Below are 18,652 nucleotides of genomic sequence, written 5' to 3' on the forward strand. Positions count from 1 at the left end.
CTGGCGTCATGGCAGTTGGCGCCGCATAGGCGAGGATGCTGGTCTCCACCTGGGCGCTGGATTCCAGCATGGCGATGGCGCTTGCCGTTGTGCGGTCGTAGTCGTCCTCACGATCGATACTCGCGTATTCGGCCTTGATGATGCCGGGCACCCAGGTATTGGCTCCAACGAATTCGTGCACGGGCAGATTGCCGGTCCTGGATCCCGCCGGATTCTGGTTGCAGGCTCTTGCAGCCGGGTCTTCACTGGCGCGCATGTGGCAGGTCTGGCATTGCTGCGCTCTGGCCACCGCCGGAATGCCGGGAGGCGCTTCACCGAGTCCGTCGCGATAGATCACGTCGGAAAACAGACTGTTGTTCCATTCCGAATAGGTGCGCTCGATCGGCATGGGTCGGGTAGTGGCGACACCGCCCTCGAGCACCAGTGTCTTCAACGGACCTTCATCGGTATCCGGCGTCGAAACGTCATGACAGGTACCGCACAGATCAGAGCTCTCGTGGTATGCCGACTGAACCCAGCCATGCGGCGGATCCAGCATGCCATCGCTGTAGCTGTAAGGTCCGCGCCGGCAGGGGCCACCGTAGCTGGATCCGTCCGGATTCGTGCATTCGGTGGCGTTGTCGATCCAGATATTCGCGTTGCCGATCATGCCGGCCTCACCACCTGGCCCGGTTGGCATCATGCGGTGGCAGAAATGGCAGGTGATCCCTGCGTAGTCATTACCCTTGGTGTCGTTGTCGTCATAGTCGCCGGTCAGCAGGCAGCCACTGGCGCCTCCAGGCCCATTCAGGCCGCCGGAAGTGTCCTTGACCACGCGTCCGTTCAACCAGCCCGGCGGTGTATGGCAGCGCAGGCAAAAGTCGCCGACGCCGGGATAATCCTTGTTGGCGACATCCAGTGCAGCCCAGAACAGGGGATCGCGCAGCGCATTGGCCATCATCGAGCCGCTCCAGGTGCTGTGCGGCATGAAGGTGCGATCGGTTGCATTGAATCCGCGATGGCAGGAAGAACAGGCTTCAGGTTCTTCCAGCGCCCACAGCAACCCGGGCTGGGTGCCATGCGGCGTGAAATCCAGGGCGTGGGCCGCAATCGGAAACAGCGCCACACCAAGCAGGAGTGTCAGCGTGCAAAGCAGTCCACCGGAGAATCGTCGCGCTGGGAAATCAGATAGCAAAGCCGTCACCTCGATGAAATCCTGCCATTGGCAAGGACCGACGATTCGTGTCGATCCAGATACAGAGCTGGGCATCCACGGACTTCACACAATCCATGAATCGGGGGCAGAGCTGCCTCAACTGGATCCATCCGGACTCGCACTGGCGAGCACCCCGCGTCCGTTCAAATCCGGCATGAACGGCAAAACATCCTGATTATTACCACGATTGGCTCCGCAGATCACCTGTTCAGCGGTTCTGGGCCCCGCTTTTGTGGCCTCCGACACACTCCATCCCGGCATACCGCTTTGGCTCAGGAGTCAGCATCGGCACACAACAGGCGCTCGGCGACATCCAGGTACAGACCGGGCAATCGCTCAAGCTCTTTCACACTGACACACTCGTCGATCTTGTGGATACTCGCATTGACCGGCCCCAGCTCGACCACTTCGGCACCGAGTGGCGCAATGAACCGGCCATCCGACGTTCCGCCCGCCGTGCTTGCGATGGGTGTGATGCCGCATCGAGCCTGCACGGCAGCGTTGACCGCGTTGCGCAGGGGTCCTTCGGCGGTCAGGAATGGCTCACCGGACAAGTCCCAGAGGATCGAATAGTCCAGGCCGTGCCGCTTGAGGCACTTCTCTACACGTTCTCGCAATCCCTCTGCCGTACTGGCAGTGCCAAACCGGAAGTTGAAAGAAACCTCCAGACTGCCCGGAATGATGTTGTTGGCCCCTGTTCCCGAGTGGACATTCGAAATCTGGAAGCCGCTCGGTGGAAAGCCTTCGTTGCCGGCATCCCACTCGGTGGCCGCGAGCTCGGCGAGGGCCGGCGCCGCGGTGTGGATCGGATTGGAGGCCTTGTCCGGATAGGCTACGTGTCCCTGCACTCCGCGGACCCTGAGATGCCCATGCAGGGATCCGCGCCGTCCAACCCGTATCAGGTCGCCGAGCTTCGCCTGCGATGACGGCTCGCCGACAAGGCACCAGTCGAGTCGCTGCCTGCGGCGGCGAAATTCCTCGGCGACCCGACGAATGCCGTCGACCGAAGGGCCCTCTTCGTCGCTGGTCAGGAGCAATGCGACAACGCCCTGGTGTCGCGGATGGCGACGCACGAATTCTTCCAGTGCGAGAACCATGGCGGCAACGCCCGATTTCATGTCGGCCGATCCGCGGCCGTACAACATGCCCTCGCGCAGCTCCGGCTCGAACGGCGGACTCGTCCAGTCGTCGACGGGTCCGCTCGGAACGACATCGGTGTGCCCGAGGAAAACCAGCACAGGACCCTCGCTGCCATGCGTTGCCCAGAGGTTGCGCACTTCGCCGTAGCGCAGGTTCTCGATGGCGAATCCTGCCTTGCCCAGACGCTCGCCGATGAGATTCTGGCAGCCGGCATCTTCGGGCGTGACCGAAGCGCGTCGAATCAGCTCGCAGGTGAGATCGAGCGCTGCGGTTTCGGGATTCGCATGCAGGGAACCGGAAATGGGACTGATCTCCACGTACTTACGCGTTGGCGGCAAAAAGGCCGGCGTACAGCTTGTCGCTGAAACCCAGGTGCACTGTGCCATTCGCCAGGACAAGGACCGGCCGCCTGACCAGAGCCGGATATTCCCTGATCAGCAAATTCCACTCGGCCGCTGAACCCGGGGATTTGCGACTCGGCGAAAGCTTGCGCCAGGTGGTGCCGCTGCGATTGACCAGCGACTCGAATCCACCGACGGCATCGGCCCAGTGCTTCAATGTAGCTGGCGCCGCCGGTTCGTCGCGGTAGTCGATGAAACGGTAGGCGATGCCGTGGCGATCGAGCCACTTGCGCGCCTTCCTGCAGGTGTCGCACTTGTTCAAGCCATGGATTTCCACTGGCATGCTCAGGCCCTCAACAATTCGTTGATGCCTGTCTTCGAACGCGTCTTTTCGTCCACATGCTTGACGATGATCGCTGCATACAGACTGTGGCTGCCATCCGCAGCGGGCAACGACCCCGCGACGACCACACTGCCGGCAGGCACACGGCCATAGCTGACCAGACCTGTCGCCCGATCATAGATCTTTGTCGATTGACCGAGGAATACACCCATGCCGATCACGCTGCCACGCTCGACAACCACGCCCTCGACCACTTCCGATCGAGCGCCAATGAAACAGTCGTCCTCGATGATGGTCGGTCCGGCCTGAAGCGGCTCAAGCACCCCTCCGATGCCGACACCTCCCGACAGATGCACGCGGGCACCAATCTGGGCGCAGGATCCCACGGTGGCCCAGGTATCGACCATCGAACCGGGACCGACATGCGCCCCAATGTTGACGTAGCTTGGCATCAGCACGGCATCGGCCGCGATGTGCGCGCCACGCCGCACCAGGGCGCCCGGCACAACGCGCGCGCCGAGGCCGACAAACGTATCGGTGTCGGCACCGAGGAAGCGCAAGGGGACCTTGTCCCATGCATTCATCGGCCCACCGTCCATCACCGCATTCGAGTTGATCCTGAAGTACAGCAGGACTGCCTTCTTGAGCCATTGATGCACGACCCAGCTGCCATCCTCCTGCGGCTGGGCCACGCGCGCCTTTCCGCTTTCGAGCAGATCAAGTGCGGATTCGACAGCCGGTCGGACGATGCGCTCGACTTCCTTGGTAGCCAGATCGGCGCGGCGCTCCCAGGCCGACTCAATGACGTTTTCAATGCTTGGCATGAATCTCCTTCCGGTTGACCTGTTGGTTGATGTCGAGCTGCTGAAGCAGGGCCGCACGCAGGCTTTCCTGAGCCGCTTCGTCCAGCTGCTCGTCGTTCTCGTCGCTGATGCGGAAGAAATCCTCGACCCTCTCGCCGAATGTGGCGATACGCGCATCATGCACGCGCACGCTCAAGCTGCGAAAGGTCTGCGCGACCGAGGCGAGCAGTCCGGGGCGGTCCGTGCAGACCAGACCCAGGCGCGTGCGACCCGCCACGATACTGAAGACGATGCGCGGAATGATATGAAAGTGCCGCAAGGTCCGCGGCAAGGCCCGTCGCACCGGTTGCTCACTGAGCGTGCCCATGCCCAGGGCTTCGCGCAAGGCGGATTCGACACTTGCCACGTGCTTCGCATCCAGCAGCGGCTTGCCGGCCTGATCAAGCACGAAGAATGTGTCGAGTACCATGTCCGAATGGGCGGATATGACGCGTGCCTCGACCACATTCAGGTGTGCACGATCAAGCACGGCGGTAATGGTCGCAAACAATCCATCCCGATCTGGCGAGTAGACGAAGACTTCTGTCGTGCCGCGCACGCCAAGCGGATTCAGGCGCACCAGTGGCCGGCCCGGGTCCTGGTGCTCGGCGATGGCCTCGGTCTGCCAGGCAATCTGTTCAGGCCGATAGCGCAGGAAACTCTCTTCGGGAAAATCCGCCCATATCTTCGAGATCCTTGCTGCATCGATGCCCTTGGGCAGCAGCAGCGCCTCGGCCTTGCTGCGCGTCTCCGCTACGCGTTCTTCGGCCTTGGGCAGTTCTCCGGACTCCTCGCGCAGCACATAGCGCGTCGCCGAGTACAAATCCGACAACAGGCGGTCGCGCCAGGTGTTCCAGAGCTTCGGGCTGGTGCCGTTGATGTCGGCAACGGTCAGCAGGTACAGATAATCCAGACGCTCCCAATCATCGACCTGTTCGGCGAACCGGTGCACGACTGCAGGATCGGTGATGTCCTGGCGCTGCGCAGTAACGCTCATGAGCAGGTGCCAGCGCACCAGCCAGGCGACCCGGTTGGTGGCCGCAGCGCTCAGCCCGAGTCGGGAGCAGAAATCACGCGCATCTTCTTCGCCAAGCACGGAATGATCGCCGCCGCGGCCCTTGGCAATGTCATGAAACAGCCCGGCAAGAAGCAATAGCGCGGGCTGCGGAATGCGCTTGTAAAGGGTATGCGCGAGCGGAAAATCGCGCGCGCCCTCCTCGCTCGCGAAGCGTGCCATGAAGCGGAGCACACGCATGGTGTGCTCATCCACCGTGTAGACATGGAACAGGTCGTATTGCATGCGCCCGGTGACTTTGGAGAATCCTGGAATGAGTCGGGCCAGGACGCCATGTCGAGCCATCGCGGCAAGCGCCTCGACTGCAGCCGCCCCACGCTCAAAAAGTTCACGCAGGGAGCTGAAAACTTCGGGATGGTCGAAATCAAGATCCGGATTGGCCAGTGCCAGGCGCACCTGACGCAGCGCATGCGCACGCAACCCGCGCACGCCCGGCTCGCTTGCCAGGTACGCATACAACTCGATCAGCGCAGCCGGCTCTTCGTGCAGACGATGGCTCTCATCTACATCGAGGCGGTCGCCGATGCGCAGGAATCCGCGCCCCAACGGGACCGCACTGACCGCAGAAGACGAGAGCATCTCATTGCAGCGCGCCAGCAATTCTTCATTGGTCCCGGCGATGCGTCGCGCTGCACGGTAGAAGTCCTGCATGCATTGTTCGACGCCCAGATTGTCGGAGTGTTCGTCGCGATAGCCGAGCGTGCGAGCAACCTCGCGCTGGTAATCGAACAACAATCGATCTTCGGCGCGGTTTGCCAGCAGGTGCAGCGCAAATCGAATGCGAAACAGGGTCGATCTCGCGGATGCCAGCGCTTCCGCTTCGGTCGCATCGAGCAGACCGGCATCGACCATCATGGGCAAGCTGGCCGAGCCGGCGGTTTCGTACCCCAGCCAACTGATCATCTGCAGGTCGCGCAGGCCACCCGGGCCTTCCTTCAGATGCGGCTCCAGGTTGTACGCCGTATCGCCGAAGCGCAGGTGACGCGCTGCCTGCTCAGCCTGCTTGGCGGCCAGAAAGGCGGCCGGCGTCCACAGCGGCGTGGACTTGCCGAACCGGGCCAGCGCGGCAGCCAGCTCCTTCGACCCGTCCAGGTGGCGGGATTCGATGAGATTGGTGTAGACACTGATGTCCTGTCTGGCCAATTCCTCGCAGCATTCGAGATCGCGCACGGCCATGCCAGGCTTGATGCCCAGATCCCAGAGACACGCGCTGAACGCTTCGATGGCGCGGACCACGCGCGCCTCGGGTGATGCCACGGTCAGGATCAGCAGATCCACATCCGAGCCGGGAAACAGCTCCGCGCGACCAAAACCGCCGACCGCGATCAGCGCGGCATCGCTGGTCTCGCCAAGCCAGGACTGCCAGGCGTAGACCAGTACGCGCTCCACTGCGGCGCTGCGCGAAGCAACGATTTCCTCGGCATCGGCGTGATCACGAAATGCACCTGCGAGATCGCGGTCGTAGTCAACCAGGTACTGGCGCAAGGCCAGTCGTGCAGGCCCGACCACGCCAACTCGCGGGACCGGTTTCGCCAGTCGCGGCAGGGTCGGCACGCGCACGGTTGATGCGGCCATGCCGGTCATTGTTCATGTCTCCCGAAAATGACCCGCCCTGCTCGGCTCGACCCCCTCTCCCCTCGGCAGAGGGTTGGGGTGAGAGTACGTGCGGAGCGGGATTTCCGGCGTGCGCGTACCCTCATCCGCCCTGGCGGGCACCTTCTCCCGGGGGGAGAAGGATCGGCAACTGCTTGTGGGTGCTGAAGCTGCAAGCGCCCTCTCAGGCTACGGCGGCAGGCCAAGGTGTCAATATTTCAAAACCATCGTCGGTTACCGCAATGGTGTGCTCCCACTGCGCAGACAGGGAGTGATCCCGCGTGACAACAGTCCAGCCGTCGGGCAACAGCCGGGTCTGCGGCTTGCCGGCATTGATCATCGGCTCGATCGTGAATGTCATGCCCTTCTTCAACTTCAGGCCGGTTCCGGCCGTGCCGTAGTGAAGAACCTGCGGATCCTCGTGATAGACCCGACCAATACCGTGCCCGCAATACTCGCGGACAACCGAGAAGTTGCGTGACTCGGCGTATTTCTGGATCGTTGCGCCGATGTCGCCAAGGGTAGTCCCCGGGCGCACGATCGAAATGGCCTCAAGCATGGCGTCACGGGTCGTTTCCACCAGTCTGCGTGCCAGCACCGACGGTTCACCGACGTAATACATGCGACTGGTGTCGCCGTGCCAGCCGTCCTTGATGACGGTGACATCGATATTGATGATGTCGCCGTCCTTGAGCACCTTGGAATGGCTCGGAATACCGTGGCAGATCACATGGTTGACCGAGGTGCAGACGGTTTTCGGGAAGCCCTTGTAGCCGACATTGGCGGGCACCGCGCTCTGTACCTCGACGATGTGGTCGTGGCAGAGCTTGTCGAGCGCCTCGGTGGTCACTCCGGGCTTGACGTGCGGGGCGATCATCTCGAGCACTTCGGCAGCGAGACGACCCGCAACACGCATTTTCTCGATCTCGTCGGGAGTCTTGATCGTTACGGACATGGGTTCTCTGGATGTTGGGTGCTTGTGGCAAGCACCGGGGACAGGCTACAATTCTACGGCTAAGCTGGCTCACTTGCCCAAGTGACTGTCGGCAAACGCAAAAAAGTCCTGCGAGACACCTGCAGGACCTTCAATGGCCGACTAGGGTAGTCAAATACCTGCGTCAGGCCAAATCCGCACACGTATCGTCACCGTTTTCGGGGTGCCTCTCCGGAGGTCGCAGACGGCGGATACGTGGAGGTCTCAACCCCGGGCATTACCGTACACCACACATTGAAACGTGCGGCTGCCCAAGATTTGGAGTTTCAACCATGCCTCAAGTCACCATGCGCCAGATGCTCGAAGCGGGCGTCCATTTCGGCCATCAGACACGCTACTGGAATCCCCGCATGGCGCCGTACATCTTCGGCGCGCGCGGACGCATTCACATCATCAACCTTGAAAAGACTCTGCCGCTGTTCAACGACGCGATGAATTTCGTGTCCGGACTGGCGCAGAAGCGCGGCACCCTGCTCTTCGTCGGCACCAAGCGTTCGGCCCGCGAAGCGATCAAGGAAGACGCCGCCCGTTGCGGAATGCCCTACGTCGCGGCTCGCTGGCTCGGCGGCATGCTGACCAACTTCCGCACGGTCAAGCAGTCGATCGCCCGCCTCAAGGAAATCGAAGCCATGTCGACCGACGGCCGCTTCGAGAAGCTGGTCAAGCACGAAGTGCTGCAGCTGAACCGCGAGCGCGAGAAGCTTGAACGCTCGCTGGGCGGAATCAAGGACATGGGCCGCCTGCCTGACGCGATTTTCGTTGTCGACATCGGCCACGAGAACATCGCCATCCTCGAAGCCAAGAAGCTCGGTATTCCGGTCATTGCCGTGGTCGATACCAACTACGATCCGAGCCTGGTCGACTACGCGATTCCGGGCAATGATGACGCGATTCGCGCCGTCCAGCTCTACACCAGTGCCGTCGCCGACGCCGTACTCGAAGGCAAGGCTGCCGCTCCGGCTGTGGCCGTCAATGCGGACGAATTTGTCGAGATGGATGCCGAAGGCAACCCGGTCGCAAAGGACAACGATCGCCGCAAGCAGGCTCCACGCGGCAAGCCGCCGGCAAAGCGTGGCGCACCGTCCGGCGCACGTCGCACCGGCCCGGCCAAGCCGCGTGGCGATGCCAAGCCGGCTGAGGCCGAGGGCGCACCTGCTGCTGAAGCAAAGTCCGCCGACGCAGCAGCAACACCGACCGCCGAGTAAGTAACAAGGCTGCCTTTTCGATTTGAGAAGGTAGCGCCCAGGTCGCTCCGGACCCTTCCCGGTTCGGGGCGAACCCGTCCAGCGACGCAGCGGTCCTTGAATCGCCGGATCCTGGCCGATCCTGTCGGCCGTACTCCGCTCGAACAGGCATTGCCTGCGCCCGTCCCCTTTCGCGCGACATGTTGCTCGCGCCAAGTTGTGAGGTTTTACTGATGGATATCACCGCCCAGATGGTCAAGGAACTGCGCGAGCGTTCCGGCGCCGGCATGATGGAGTGCAAGAAGGCACTCACCCAGAACAATGGCGACATCGAAGCCGCGATCGAGTGGCTGCGCAAGTCGGGCCTGGCCAAGGCCGACAAGAAATCCGATCGCGTGGCCGCAGAGGGCCGGATCGTGCTCGCCCAGGCCGGCAGCAAGGCCGCCCTTGTCGAAGTCAACAGCGAGACCGACTTTGTCGCCAAGGACGAGAACTTCCTCGCCTTCGCCGATCAGGTCGCCACCGCCGCTCTCGAAGTCTCCGATATCGATGCACTGAAGGCGGCTCCGTTCGCTGGCGGCGGCACGGTCGAGGAAGCGCGCGCCGCCGTGATCGCCAAGGTTGGCGAGAACGTCCAGCTGCGTCGCATGGTCAGTATCGACAGCACGCATACCGTCGCGGGCTACCTGCACGGTGGACGCATCGGCGTGCTCGTCGAGGTCAAGGGTGGTTCGCCCGAGCTCGCGCGCGGCCTTGCCATGCACATCGCGGCGATGAATCCCCCGCACATTTCCGAAAAGGACGTGCCGGCAGACTTTATCGCCAAGGAAAAGGAAATCGAACTGGCCAAGATGTCCGAGAAGGACAAGTCCAAGCCACCGGAAATCCTCGAGAAGATCATCAGCGGCAAGATCAACAAGATCGTCAATGACGTCACCCTGACCGGCCAGCCCTACGTGCTCGACACCAACGAGACGGTCGGCAACGTGCTCAAGAAGGAAGGCGCCGAGGTGCTGAGCTTCCACCGCCTGGTGGTTGGCGAAGGCATCGAGAAGGTCGTCGAGGACTACGCCGCCGAAGTCATGAAGCAGGCCGGACTGGCCTGACCCGGATTCGACAGCCGTGAACCATGTGAGCCGCGAGAAATCGCGGCTCTTTTTTTGCCTGGAACGGACAGCACCAGTGGCAGATATGCCGGAGTCCCCTACAATGTGTCCGTTTTGCCATCCCCCGGAGTGCCTCATGCCTGCGATCAAGTACAACCGCATCCTCCTGAAGCTCTCCGGAGAAGCGCTGATGGGCGATGCCGACTACGGCATCGATCCGAAGGTCATTGGCCGATTGGCCCGTGAAATCATCGATGTGCGCAATGCCGGGGTCCAGGTCGGGGTCGTCATCGGCGGCGGCAACATCTTCCGCGGCGCCGGTCTGGCTGCTTCCGGCATGGACCGGATCACCGGCGATCACATGGGCATGCTGGCCACCGTCATGAATGCGCTGGCCATGCAGGATGCGATCGAACGCGCAGGCGGCAATGCACGCACGATGAGCGCGATCAAGATCAACGAGGTCTGCGAGGACTTCATCCGGCGCCGGGCCATACGCCATCTTGAAAAGAACCGCGTCGTCCTGTTCGCGGCAGGCACCGGCAATCCGTTTTTCACGACCGACTCGGCGGCCGCCTTGCGCGCGATCGAGATTGGTGCAGACCTGCTGCTCAAGGCGACCAAGGTCGACGGCGTGTATTCGGCCGATCCTTCAAAGGACCCGACCGCCACGCGCTATGAGACCCTCAGCTATGACGAGGTGATCCAGCGCAACCTGCAAGTCATGGACACCAGTGCGATTGCCTTGAGCAGGGACCATCGCATTCCACTGCGCATCTACAACATGTCGCGTGAAGGCGATCTCATGCGCATCATGCAGGGCGAGCAGATCGGCACCCTGGTCGGCGGCGCGCCAGACTAGGCACACCGCCGGATCAGGTTTGCCTCAACAGCCCGCGCTCACTCGATTGATGCGGTGGACTGGGCAGCGCCGTAAAGGTCAATCTCGCGAAGAAATTCCTCATAGCGGGCCTGGGTGGCCGCATGGGAGGTCCGGTATTCCGGCAGTGCCGAGCCGGCGCCAAACAGCAACACGATTTCGCGCTTGCTGAAGCGATTGCGTATTTGCGCATGCAGGGATTCGCATTCGGCCGCATAGGCGGGAGGCTTGCAGGCATTGCGCAGCAGATCCGAATCCTGCATGACGGTAATGCCGGGCAAGGTACCGCCCTGGGTCGACTCGGCTGCCTGCGCAGCGCCACTTGAAGCGATCAATACTGCAATCAGTGTCAACGGACATGCGTTCATGATGAACTCCTTGAGTGAACCGCCAGCAGGCCGTCCATGGTTGGCTTGCGATAGGTAACGGCGCCCGGATCCATCGGGCCGGCGAAGGCGATGGCCTTCAATGAGAAGGACTCCTCGACGCGGCAATCCGTTGCCATGACTGATGACACAGGGGAGCGCGAAACGGCTGCCGCACGGACCCGGCCGGCCGAACCGGCGGGCGTATCCGAAGCGGACTCGAAGATCGGGATCGAATGGCGCGGCCAGGCAGGATGCGGCCATTCCAGCCGAAACCGGCGGCGGAGAACGAAGTACGACTGGTATACTCCTCGCGCTCAAGAACCAGCCGGAGTCAGCATGCTCGAACCCATCAAGAAAGACGCTCAGACACGCATGACGAAAAGCGTGGAATCGTTGCGCCAGGATCTCACCCATCTGCGTACAGGCCGTGCCAGCGTGGCCCTGGTCGACCAGCTGGTCGTGCCCTACTACGGCTCCGACGTGCCGCTGACCCAGGTCGCCAACGTGGCTGTTGCAGACGCCCGTTCGCTGACGATCACCCCCTTCGAGAAAACCATGGTGGCGGTCGTCGAAAAGGCGATTCTTGGCTCCAACCTTGGCCTCACTCCGACCACGGTCGGCCAGGTCATTCGCATCAATCTGCCGGCACTGACCGAGCAGCGACGCAAGGAATTGTCCAAGCAGGTCGCAGGCGAGGGCGAGAATGCCAAAGTCGCCATCCGCAACATCCGCCGCGATGCGATCCATCACATCAAGGAATTGCTCAAGGAAAAGCAGATCAGCGAGGACGAGGAGCGCCGCGCCGAGGACGACATCCAGAAACTGACCGACCGCTTCGTCAAGGAAGTCGATGGCGTGGTCAAGAACAAGGAAGACGAATTGATGGCGATCTGAGCCGTCGATCCGTCATCACTCCAGCCATGAAATCCGCCACCGCAAGCGCAGTGCAAGCGCGCGCGCCGCGTCATGTTGCCATCGTCATGGATGGCAACGGGCGCTGGGCGGAGCGCCGCCATCGGCCACGCAGTTTCGGTCACCGCGAAGGGCAAAAAGCCCTGCGCGCGACGGTCGAGTACTGTCTGCGCAAGGAAATCCGGGCACTGACCCTGTTTGCCTTTTCCAGCGAGAACTGGAAGCGTCCGGCCGGTGAAGTGGGTGCCCTGATGCAGTTGTTCCTCAAGGCGCTGGACCGCGAGGTCGACGAATTGCATGGATACGGCGTACGCATCGAATTCATAGGCGATCTGTCGGCCTTCTCGACGGAATTGCGCGAACGCATGCACAAGGCCATGGACAAGACCCGCGAAAACCGCGCGCTGTATGCGAATGTTGCGGTCAACTATGGCGGGCGCTGGGACATTGCACAGGCGGCGCGGCGCGCTGCCGAGGCGGTGAGCCGCGGTGAATTGAGCGCCGATGCGATCAACGAAGATTCGCTGGCGGCCTACTTCTCGCTGGCCGGACAACCGCCCGTGGATCTGTTCATCCGAACCGGTGGCGAGCAGCGCATCAGCAATTTTCTGCTCTGGCAGCTGGCCTACGCCGAACTGGTTTTCGTCGATACGCTGTGGCCGGATGTCGATGCGTCCATACTCGACAGCGCCATCGGCGAATTTGCCAGCCGTGAGCGCCGCTTCGGGAAAACCTCGGCGCAGGTAACCGGCAGTCCGGAACAGGGAGCGGCATGAAACAGCGAATTCTGACCGGCCTGGTTCTCGCGCCGCTTGCGGTCGCCGTCATCCTGCTGTCCTCGGCGTCGCTGTTCGCCGGCATCCTGGCCGGCGTATGGATCCTGACCCTGTGGGAATGGACGCGTCTCGTGGGCATGCAACAGGTTGCCGCTCGCGCTCTGGTTCTGGTCGCCGGCGGAATGCTCATGGCGGGCCTGTGGATTTTCCAGGGCGGCTGGGTCTGGTGGCTGAGCATGGGCCTGGGCCTGCTCTGGTGGCTGTTCAGCCTGCTCTGGATGCGGCATTTTTCGTTCGCGGCGTCACCGACGCCACGCAGCATCGCGATCAAGCTGTTTGCCGGCATGCTGGCCCTGATTCCGGCCTGGGTTGCCCTGGTCGAGCTGCACGGCCAGACCGACCTCGGCCCCGCCTGGACCCTGTTTGCCCTGGTTCTCGTATGGGCAGCAGACTCCTTTGCCTACTTCGTCGGCAGCCGCTTCGGGCGCACCAAGCTCGCTCCGCGAATCAGCCCGGGCAAGACTCGCGAGGGTGTCTGGGGAGCATTGGCCGGCACGAGCATCATCGCCTTGGCCGGCGGCTGGTGGCTCGGAGAGCGTGGCATGCCGCTGGCATTGCTGGTCGCCCTGGCGCTGCTGTGCGTGACCTGGTCGGTCATCGGCGATCTGTTCGAGAGCCTCATGAAGCGCCAGGCCAACGTGAAGGACTCCGGTGCACTGTTTCCCGGCCACGGTGGCCTGCTCGATCGCCTTGATGGCGTATTTGCAGCAATGCCGATGTTCGCTGTCGGCAAGACCCTGATCGACCTGCTCTACCCCGCATGATGCGCATCGCGCTACTCGGCGCGACCGGTTCGATCGGCGCCAGCACCCTCGACGTCGTCGCCCGGCACCCGCAGATGTTTCGCGCCAGCGTGCTGTCCGCGCATCGGAATGTCGACGCCCTGGTTGCCCTGTGTCGCACCTTCCGTCCGGATCTGGCCGTCATTTCGGACCCTGCCCTCGAGGGCGAACTGGTCCGGAAGTTGCGCGCAGCGAATCTGGATGCACGTGTCCTGGCCGGTCCTGCAGGCCTTGTCGAGGCTGCCGCAGGGGACCACGCCGACTGCGTTGTCGCGGCCATCGTCGGCGCAGCCGGGCTGGAGTCCACCCTGGCGGCAGCCCGCGCAGGCAAACGTCTGCTGCTGGCCAACAAGGAATCCGTGGTCATGGCCGGCAATCTGCTCAAGGCCGCGCTCGACGAGGGCGGCGGAGCGTTGTTGCCGGTCGATTCCGAGCACAATGCCGTCTTCCAGTGCCTGCCTGGCGGTCGTCCCGATCTGACTGAGGCAGGGGTCCGTCGCATCGTCCTGACCGCTTCCGGAGGGCCGTTCAGGGGTCTGCGCCGCGAACAGCTGGCCAAGGTCACGCCGGACATGGCCTGCGCCCACCCGAACTGGACCATGGGACGCAAGATTTCGGTGGATTCGGCAACCCTGATGAACAAGGGCCTGGAAGTGATCGAGGCGCATTTCCTGTTCGGCGCGGCGGCCACGGAAATTGACGTGGTCGTGCATCGCCAGAGCATCGTGCATTCGCTGGTCGAATATCGGGATGGCTCGGTGCTGGCCCAGCTCGGCAATCCGGACATGCGCACGGCGATCGCCTACGCCCTGGCCTGGCCGGCGCGCATTGACGCAGGCGTCTCCGCCCTGGACCTGATTGCGACGGCCCGTCTGGACTTTGAAGCCGCCGACCGGGATACCTTTCGCTGCCTGGATCTCGCCTACCAGGCGCTTGCCGCCGGTGGCCTGGCACCGGCGGTGCTGAATGCAGCCAACGAGGAGGCGGTAGCCGCGTTTCTGGACGGCCGCCTGCCGTTTCTCTCCATCGAAGCGGTCATCGAGGAATGTCTGGACCACATGCCGGACGCGTCGATCAGTGACCTTGCCAGCCTGCTTGACAGTGATTTAACCGCGCGACGCGACGCACGACGTATCATTGCAGGCTTGGCGTCATGATCATCGAGATGTGTGAATGAATGAGTTTTTCGGATCAGCATGGTGGCTGATCGTCACTTTGGGCCTGCTGGTTACCTTCCACGAATTCGGCCATTTCATCGTGGCCCGCTGGTGCGGGGTCAAGGTGTTGCGCTTTTCAGTCGGTTTCGGAAAACCCTTGTGGATGCGCCGCGACCGCCGAGGCACCGAATTCGCGGTTGCGGCGATTCCATTGGGCGGCTACGTCAAGATGCTGGACGAGCGTGAAGCCGAGGTGGCCCCGGAAGAACTCGATCAGGCCCACAATCGCAAGCCGGTCGGGCAGCGCATGGCCATTGCCGCCGCCGGACCTGCGTTCAACCTGATTTTCACCGTAGCCGCGTTCTGGCTCATGTTCGTGGTCGGCAAGCCGGACTTCATCCCTATCGTCGACGCCCCGAACGGCGTGGCCGCTGAGGCGGGCATGCAGGCTGGCGACCGCATCAACCTGATCAACGGTGATGCCGTCGATTCCTGGAGCACCGCCCTGCAGAAGCTCGGCGAGAATGCCGTAGGGCGAATCGATACGCGCGTCGAGGTAACCACCGCCAGCGGTAGCGAAGCCTCACGCACCTTGAAGTTCAGCGGCCTGCCGGCTGATGTCGGCGAAGACCAGCTGTTTGATGAGATCGGCCTGCGCCTGCAGCCGCGCGAACGCGAGGCGGTGATCGGAAGGATCAGCGACGGCATGCCCGCGGCCGCGGCCGGCCTCGAAGTCGGCGACCGGATCCTGAGCATCAACGGCAAGGAAGTATCGGGCTTCTCCGATATCGAGACCCTGATTCCCGAACAGGCTGCAAGGGATCCGCGCCTGACCATCAGGATTCAGCGCGGCAACGAGCAGCTGGACAAGACCCTGACCGCGACCGAAATCACCGAAGCCGATGGCAGCCGACGCTACCTGATCGGCATCGGCAGCCGCTCCGGACACGATGCCACCCTCAAGTACGGCCCGCTTGAGGCCATTCCACGGGCTTTCGAGAAAACCTGGGATGTCACCAAGAGTTCGCTGGGCATGTTGAAGATGCTCCTGGTCGGCCAGGCCGGCCTGGAAAACCTTTCCGGACCGATCACGATCGCCCGATTTGCCAACGGATCGGCACAAATGGGCCTTGCCTGGTTCCTCAATTTTCTCGCCATCATTTCGCTGTCACTGGCGATAATCAACCTTTTGCCGATTCCGATCTTGGACGGCGGCCACTTGCTGTATTACCTTATCGAACTGATAAAAGGCAGTCCGGTGAGTGAACGCACCCAAATCGCGGGCCAGTACGTGGGCCTGATGATGCTGGTGGCCTTGATGGGGCTGGCGTTCTACAACGATATTCTTCGGCTCGTACACTGAGCCGGTTCTGCCTCAAAACAACGGAAGCGGTGCGCCCTCACCGCAAGCCGACCCTGCCTCAATGGAAGTGACGATGAAGCGTATCGCCGCCCTGCTCTTGCTTGCCTGGCTCAGCACCCAGGATGCCCTCGCCTTCGACACGTTTACCGTGTCGGACATTCGCATCGACGGTCTCTCGCGCATCGCGCCTGGCACCGTGTTTACCTATCTGCCGGTCGAGAAGGGTGACACCCTGACCCCGGACCGGGCAGAACAGGCCATTCGCGCACTGTACGGAACCGGCTTCTTCAACGACGTCAGCCTGACCCGCCAGGGCAATATCCTGGTCGTCACGATTGTGGAGCGCCCGTCGATATCGAAGGTTTCGCTGCGCGGAAACAAGGATCTGAAGGACGAGGACCTGCGCAACGGCCTCAAGGGCATCGGGCTGTCAGAGGGTGAGACATTCGATCGCCTCAAGCTCGATTCCGTACAGCAGGAATTGACTCGTCAGTACTACAACCGCGGCAAGTACAACGTTACGGTAAACACCTCGGTGGTCAATCTTGATCGCAATCGCGTCGAGATCGCCATCAATATCACCGAAGGCAAGCCGGCCAAGATCAAGCACCTGAACATCGTCGGCAACGAATCCTTCAAGGAAAAGAAGATCACCGAGGATTTCCAGTCGGATACGACCAACTGGACGTCGTGGTACTCCAAGGACGACCAGTACTCGCGCGAAAAGATGTCCGGCGATCTTGAGCGCCTTTCGTCGTTCTACCTCGATCGCGGCTACGTGGACTTCACCGTCGATTCCACCCAGGTTTCGATGAGTCCCGACAAGCGCAAGATGTATGTCGTCGCCAACATCAAGGAAGGCGATGTCTATACGGTCACCGACATCAAGCTGACCGGCGACCTGATCCTGACCGATGAAGACCTGCGCAAGCAGCTCAGCATCCAGTCAGGGGAGATCTTCTCGCGCAAGAAGGTCGAGCAGTCTGCCGACGCGATCACCTCGGTGTTGTCGAACATTGGCTATGCCTTTGCCGAGGTCAATCCGATTCCCGAGATCGATCGCGAGAATCGCGAAGTCGGCCTCAATTTCCAGGTCATCCCCGGCAAGCGCGTGTATGTACGCCGCATCACCTTCAAGGGCAATCTGCATACCGAGGACCAGGTCCTTCGCCGTGAGATGCGTCAGCTCGAAGGCGCCTGGTATTCACAGGCTGCCATCGACCGTTCCAAGATCCGTCTGCAGCGATTGGGCTATTTCAGCTCGGTCAATATCGAAACGCCGCGCGTGCCCGGCCAGGAAGATCAGGTCGACCTGCTGGTCGAAGTCGCAGAACAGCCATCGGGCAACTTCACCTTCGGCGTGGGCTATTCCCAGGTTCAGGGCCTGATCACCAGTATCGCCGTGCAGCAGAACAACTTCTTCGGCACTGGCGACCGCGTCGGTCTCACCTGGCAGCAAAGCTCGTACCTGAAAACGTATGTGCTGTCCTACTTCGAGCCCTACCTGACCGACGATGGAATCGGCCTCGGTTACGACATCAGTCACCGCGAGCTGGATTCAGGACAGGCCAATATCGCCAACTACCTGACCAACTCCGACAATTTCAGCACCAATATTGGCCTGCCACTGACCGAAAGCGATTCGCTGCTTGCGCGAATCGGTGTCAGCCAGACCGAGATCACGACCTTCTCATCGACGCCGCAGGCATTCATCGATTACCTGACTGCGCTGGACCATCGCACGTTCCACACCTGGGGACTCGAGTTTTCCTGGGCGCATGACACGCGCAACAAGTACTACAACCCGACCCGCGGCTCGCTGCAGACGGTCTCGGCCGAATTCTCGTTGCCGGGTTCGACCGTCGAGTACTTCAAGTTCCGCTATCTCTATTCGCAGTACATTCCGATCACGCAGAAACTGACCTTCTTCGGCAGTGCATCGCTCGGCTACGGCGGCAGCTACAGCGGCAACTACCGGACTTCCATCGACAACAGCCAGGACCCTGCCGTGGTCACGGAATATGGCGCACGCGGCCTGCCATTCTTCGAGAACTTCTTCGCCGGCGGCAGCTCGGGCGTTCGCGGATTCCGCGACAATACGCTGGGACCGAAGGACTTTGCAGCGGGGTTCCTGCAGCCCACCGGTGGTGCGCTGAAAACCGTAGCAACGGCTGAACTCATCTTCCCGACGCCATTCGTCAAGGAAAGCGACAACACCACGCGCCTGTCCTGGTTCGTGGACGTGGGCAACGTGTTCCAGGATTTTGACGCCTTCGATGTCAATGAATTGCGCGCATCAACCGGCTTGTCGTTCCAGTGGCGCGCGCCCATCGGCCCGATCACCATCAGTATCTCGACGCCGCTGAACAAGAAGCCAGGAGACGAAACCGAAACGATCCAGTTCAGCTTCGGCCAGTACTAGACCAGGGCCAGAGGTCAGAACTGGCGGCACTCTGTCGTATCGTGAATCGGGAGAACGGGTTTGACTGGCGAACCGCTGAACCATTCGACACAGTCGTCACGGCGCGCTGGAAGCTCGTC

Annotated in this window: 16 protein-coding genes; 9 read left to right on the top strand and 7 right to left on the bottom strand. The window is 61.9% G+C overall.

What is annotated here, in order from left to right:
* The 6 genes from R3F00_RS03430 to map all read right to left on the bottom strand — a co-directional run.
* On the bottom strand, positions 1–1,183 hold a 1,183-nt coding region (locus R3F00_RS03430), incomplete at its 3' end, for a hypothetical protein (RefSeq protein WP_371280310.1).
* A 284-nt stretch (positions 1,184–1,467) separates the two neighbouring features.
* The gene (gene dapE, locus R3F00_RS03435) at positions 1,468–2,652 is read right to left on the bottom strand and encodes a succinyl-diaminopimelate desuccinylase (RefSeq protein ID WP_371280311.1); all 1,185 of its coding nucleotides are present in this window, start codon (positions 2,650–2,652) and stop codon (positions 1,468–1,470) included.
* A 4-nt stretch (positions 2,653–2,656) separates the two neighbouring features.
* Complete coding sequence (locus R3F00_RS03440) at positions 2,657–3,019, bottom strand: arsenate reductase (RefSeq protein ID WP_371280312.1); 363 nt, start codon at positions 3,017–3,019, stop codon at positions 2,657–2,659.
* A 2-nt stretch (positions 3,020–3,021) separates the two neighbouring features.
* Positions 3,022–3,843 (bottom strand): 2,3,4,5-tetrahydropyridine-2,6-dicarboxylate N-succinyltransferase, encoded by an 822-nt coding sequence (gene dapD, locus R3F00_RS03445; protein WP_371280313.1) that lies wholly within the window; start codon positions 3,841–3,843, stop codon positions 3,022–3,024.
* Complete coding sequence (gene glnD, locus R3F00_RS03450) at positions 3,830–6,511, bottom strand: [protein-PII] uridylyltransferase (RefSeq protein WP_371280314.1); 2,682 nt, start codon at positions 6,509–6,511, stop codon at positions 3,830–3,832. The genes dapD and glnD overlap by 14 nt, the downstream gene beginning before the upstream one ends.
* Before the next feature lie 202 nt (positions 6,512–6,713).
* Complete coding sequence (gene map, locus R3F00_RS03455; protein WP_371280315.1) at positions 6,714–7,484, bottom strand: type I methionyl aminopeptidase; 771 nt, start codon at positions 7,482–7,484, stop codon at positions 6,714–6,716.
* Positions 7,485–7,795: 311 nt separating this feature from the next.
* Between map and rpsB the strand changes: the two genes are divergently transcribed.
* The 3 genes from rpsB to pyrH all read left to right on the top strand — a co-directional run bounded on the left by rpsB (position 7,796) and on the right by pyrH (position 10,675).
* A complete protein-coding gene (gene rpsB, locus R3F00_RS03460) occupies positions 7,796–8,728 on the top strand; it encodes a 30S ribosomal protein S2 (protein WP_371280316.1) in 933 nt (310 codons plus the stop codon).
* Between the two features lie 212 nt (positions 8,729–8,940).
* Positions 8,941–9,813 (top strand): translation elongation factor Ts, encoded by an 873-nt coding sequence (gene tsf, locus R3F00_RS03465; RefSeq protein ID WP_371280317.1) that lies wholly within the window; start codon positions 8,941–8,943, stop codon positions 9,811–9,813.
* Between the two features lie 136 nt (positions 9,814–9,949).
* The gene (gene pyrH, locus R3F00_RS03470) at positions 9,950–10,675 is read left to right on the top strand and encodes a UMP kinase (protein ID WP_371280318.1); all 726 of its coding nucleotides are present in this window, start codon (positions 9,950–9,952) and stop codon (positions 10,673–10,675) included.
* Between the two features lie 38 nt (positions 10,676–10,713).
* Here the strand turns inward: pyrH and R3F00_RS03475 are convergent, their stop codons facing one another.
* The gene (locus R3F00_RS03475) at positions 10,714–11,061 is read right to left on the bottom strand and encodes a hypothetical protein (protein ID WP_371280319.1); all 348 of its coding nucleotides are present in this window, start codon (positions 11,059–11,061) and stop codon (positions 10,714–10,716) included.
* 336 nt (positions 11,062–11,397) lie between these two features.
* Between R3F00_RS03475 and frr the strand changes: the two genes are divergently transcribed.
* The 6 genes from frr to bamA all read left to right on the top strand — a co-directional run bounded on the left by frr (position 11,398) and on the right by bamA (position 18,533).
* A complete protein-coding gene (gene frr / locus R3F00_RS03480) occupies positions 11,398–11,955 on the top strand; it encodes a ribosome recycling factor (protein ID WP_371280320.1) in 558 nt (185 codons plus the stop codon).
* Positions 11,956–11,981: 26 nt separating this feature from the next.
* Positions 11,982–12,749, top strand: coding sequence for a polyprenyl diphosphate synthase (gene uppS / locus R3F00_RS03485; RefSeq protein ID WP_371280321.1), 768 nt, complete (start codon positions 11,982–11,984; stop codon positions 12,747–12,749).
* Positions 12,746–13,573: a phosphatidate cytidylyltransferase gene (locus R3F00_RS03490; protein ID WP_371280322.1), complete on the top strand. Its 828-nt coding sequence runs from the start codon at positions 12,746–12,748 to the stop codon at positions 13,571–13,573. The genes uppS and R3F00_RS03490 overlap by 4 nt, the downstream gene beginning before the upstream one ends.
* On the top strand, positions 13,570–14,748 hold the full coding sequence (locus tag R3F00_RS03495) for a 1-deoxy-D-xylulose-5-phosphate reductoisomerase (RefSeq protein ID WP_371280323.1): 1,179 nt from the start codon (positions 13,570–13,572) through the stop codon (positions 14,746–14,748). Before R3F00_RS03490 ends, R3F00_RS03495 begins: the two co-directional genes overlap by 4 nt.
* Positions 14,749–14,764: 16 nt before the next feature.
* Positions 14,765–16,111, top strand: a complete 1,347-nt coding sequence (rseP, locus tag R3F00_RS03500; RefSeq protein ID WP_371280325.1) for an RIP metalloprotease RseP — start codon at positions 14,765–14,767, stop codon at positions 16,109–16,111.
* A gap of 73 nt (positions 16,112–16,184) precedes the next feature.
* Positions 16,185–18,533, top strand: a complete 2,349-nt coding sequence (gene bamA / locus R3F00_RS03505; RefSeq protein ID WP_371280326.1) for an outer membrane protein assembly factor BamA — start codon at positions 16,185–16,187, stop codon at positions 18,531–18,533.
* The last annotated feature ends 119 nt before the right edge of the window (positions 18,534–18,652 follow it).

This window comes from Dokdonella sp. (assembly GCF_041395345.1).
Taxonomy (GTDB): Bacteria; Pseudomonadota; Gammaproteobacteria; order Xanthomonadales; family Rhodanobacteraceae; genus Dokdonella.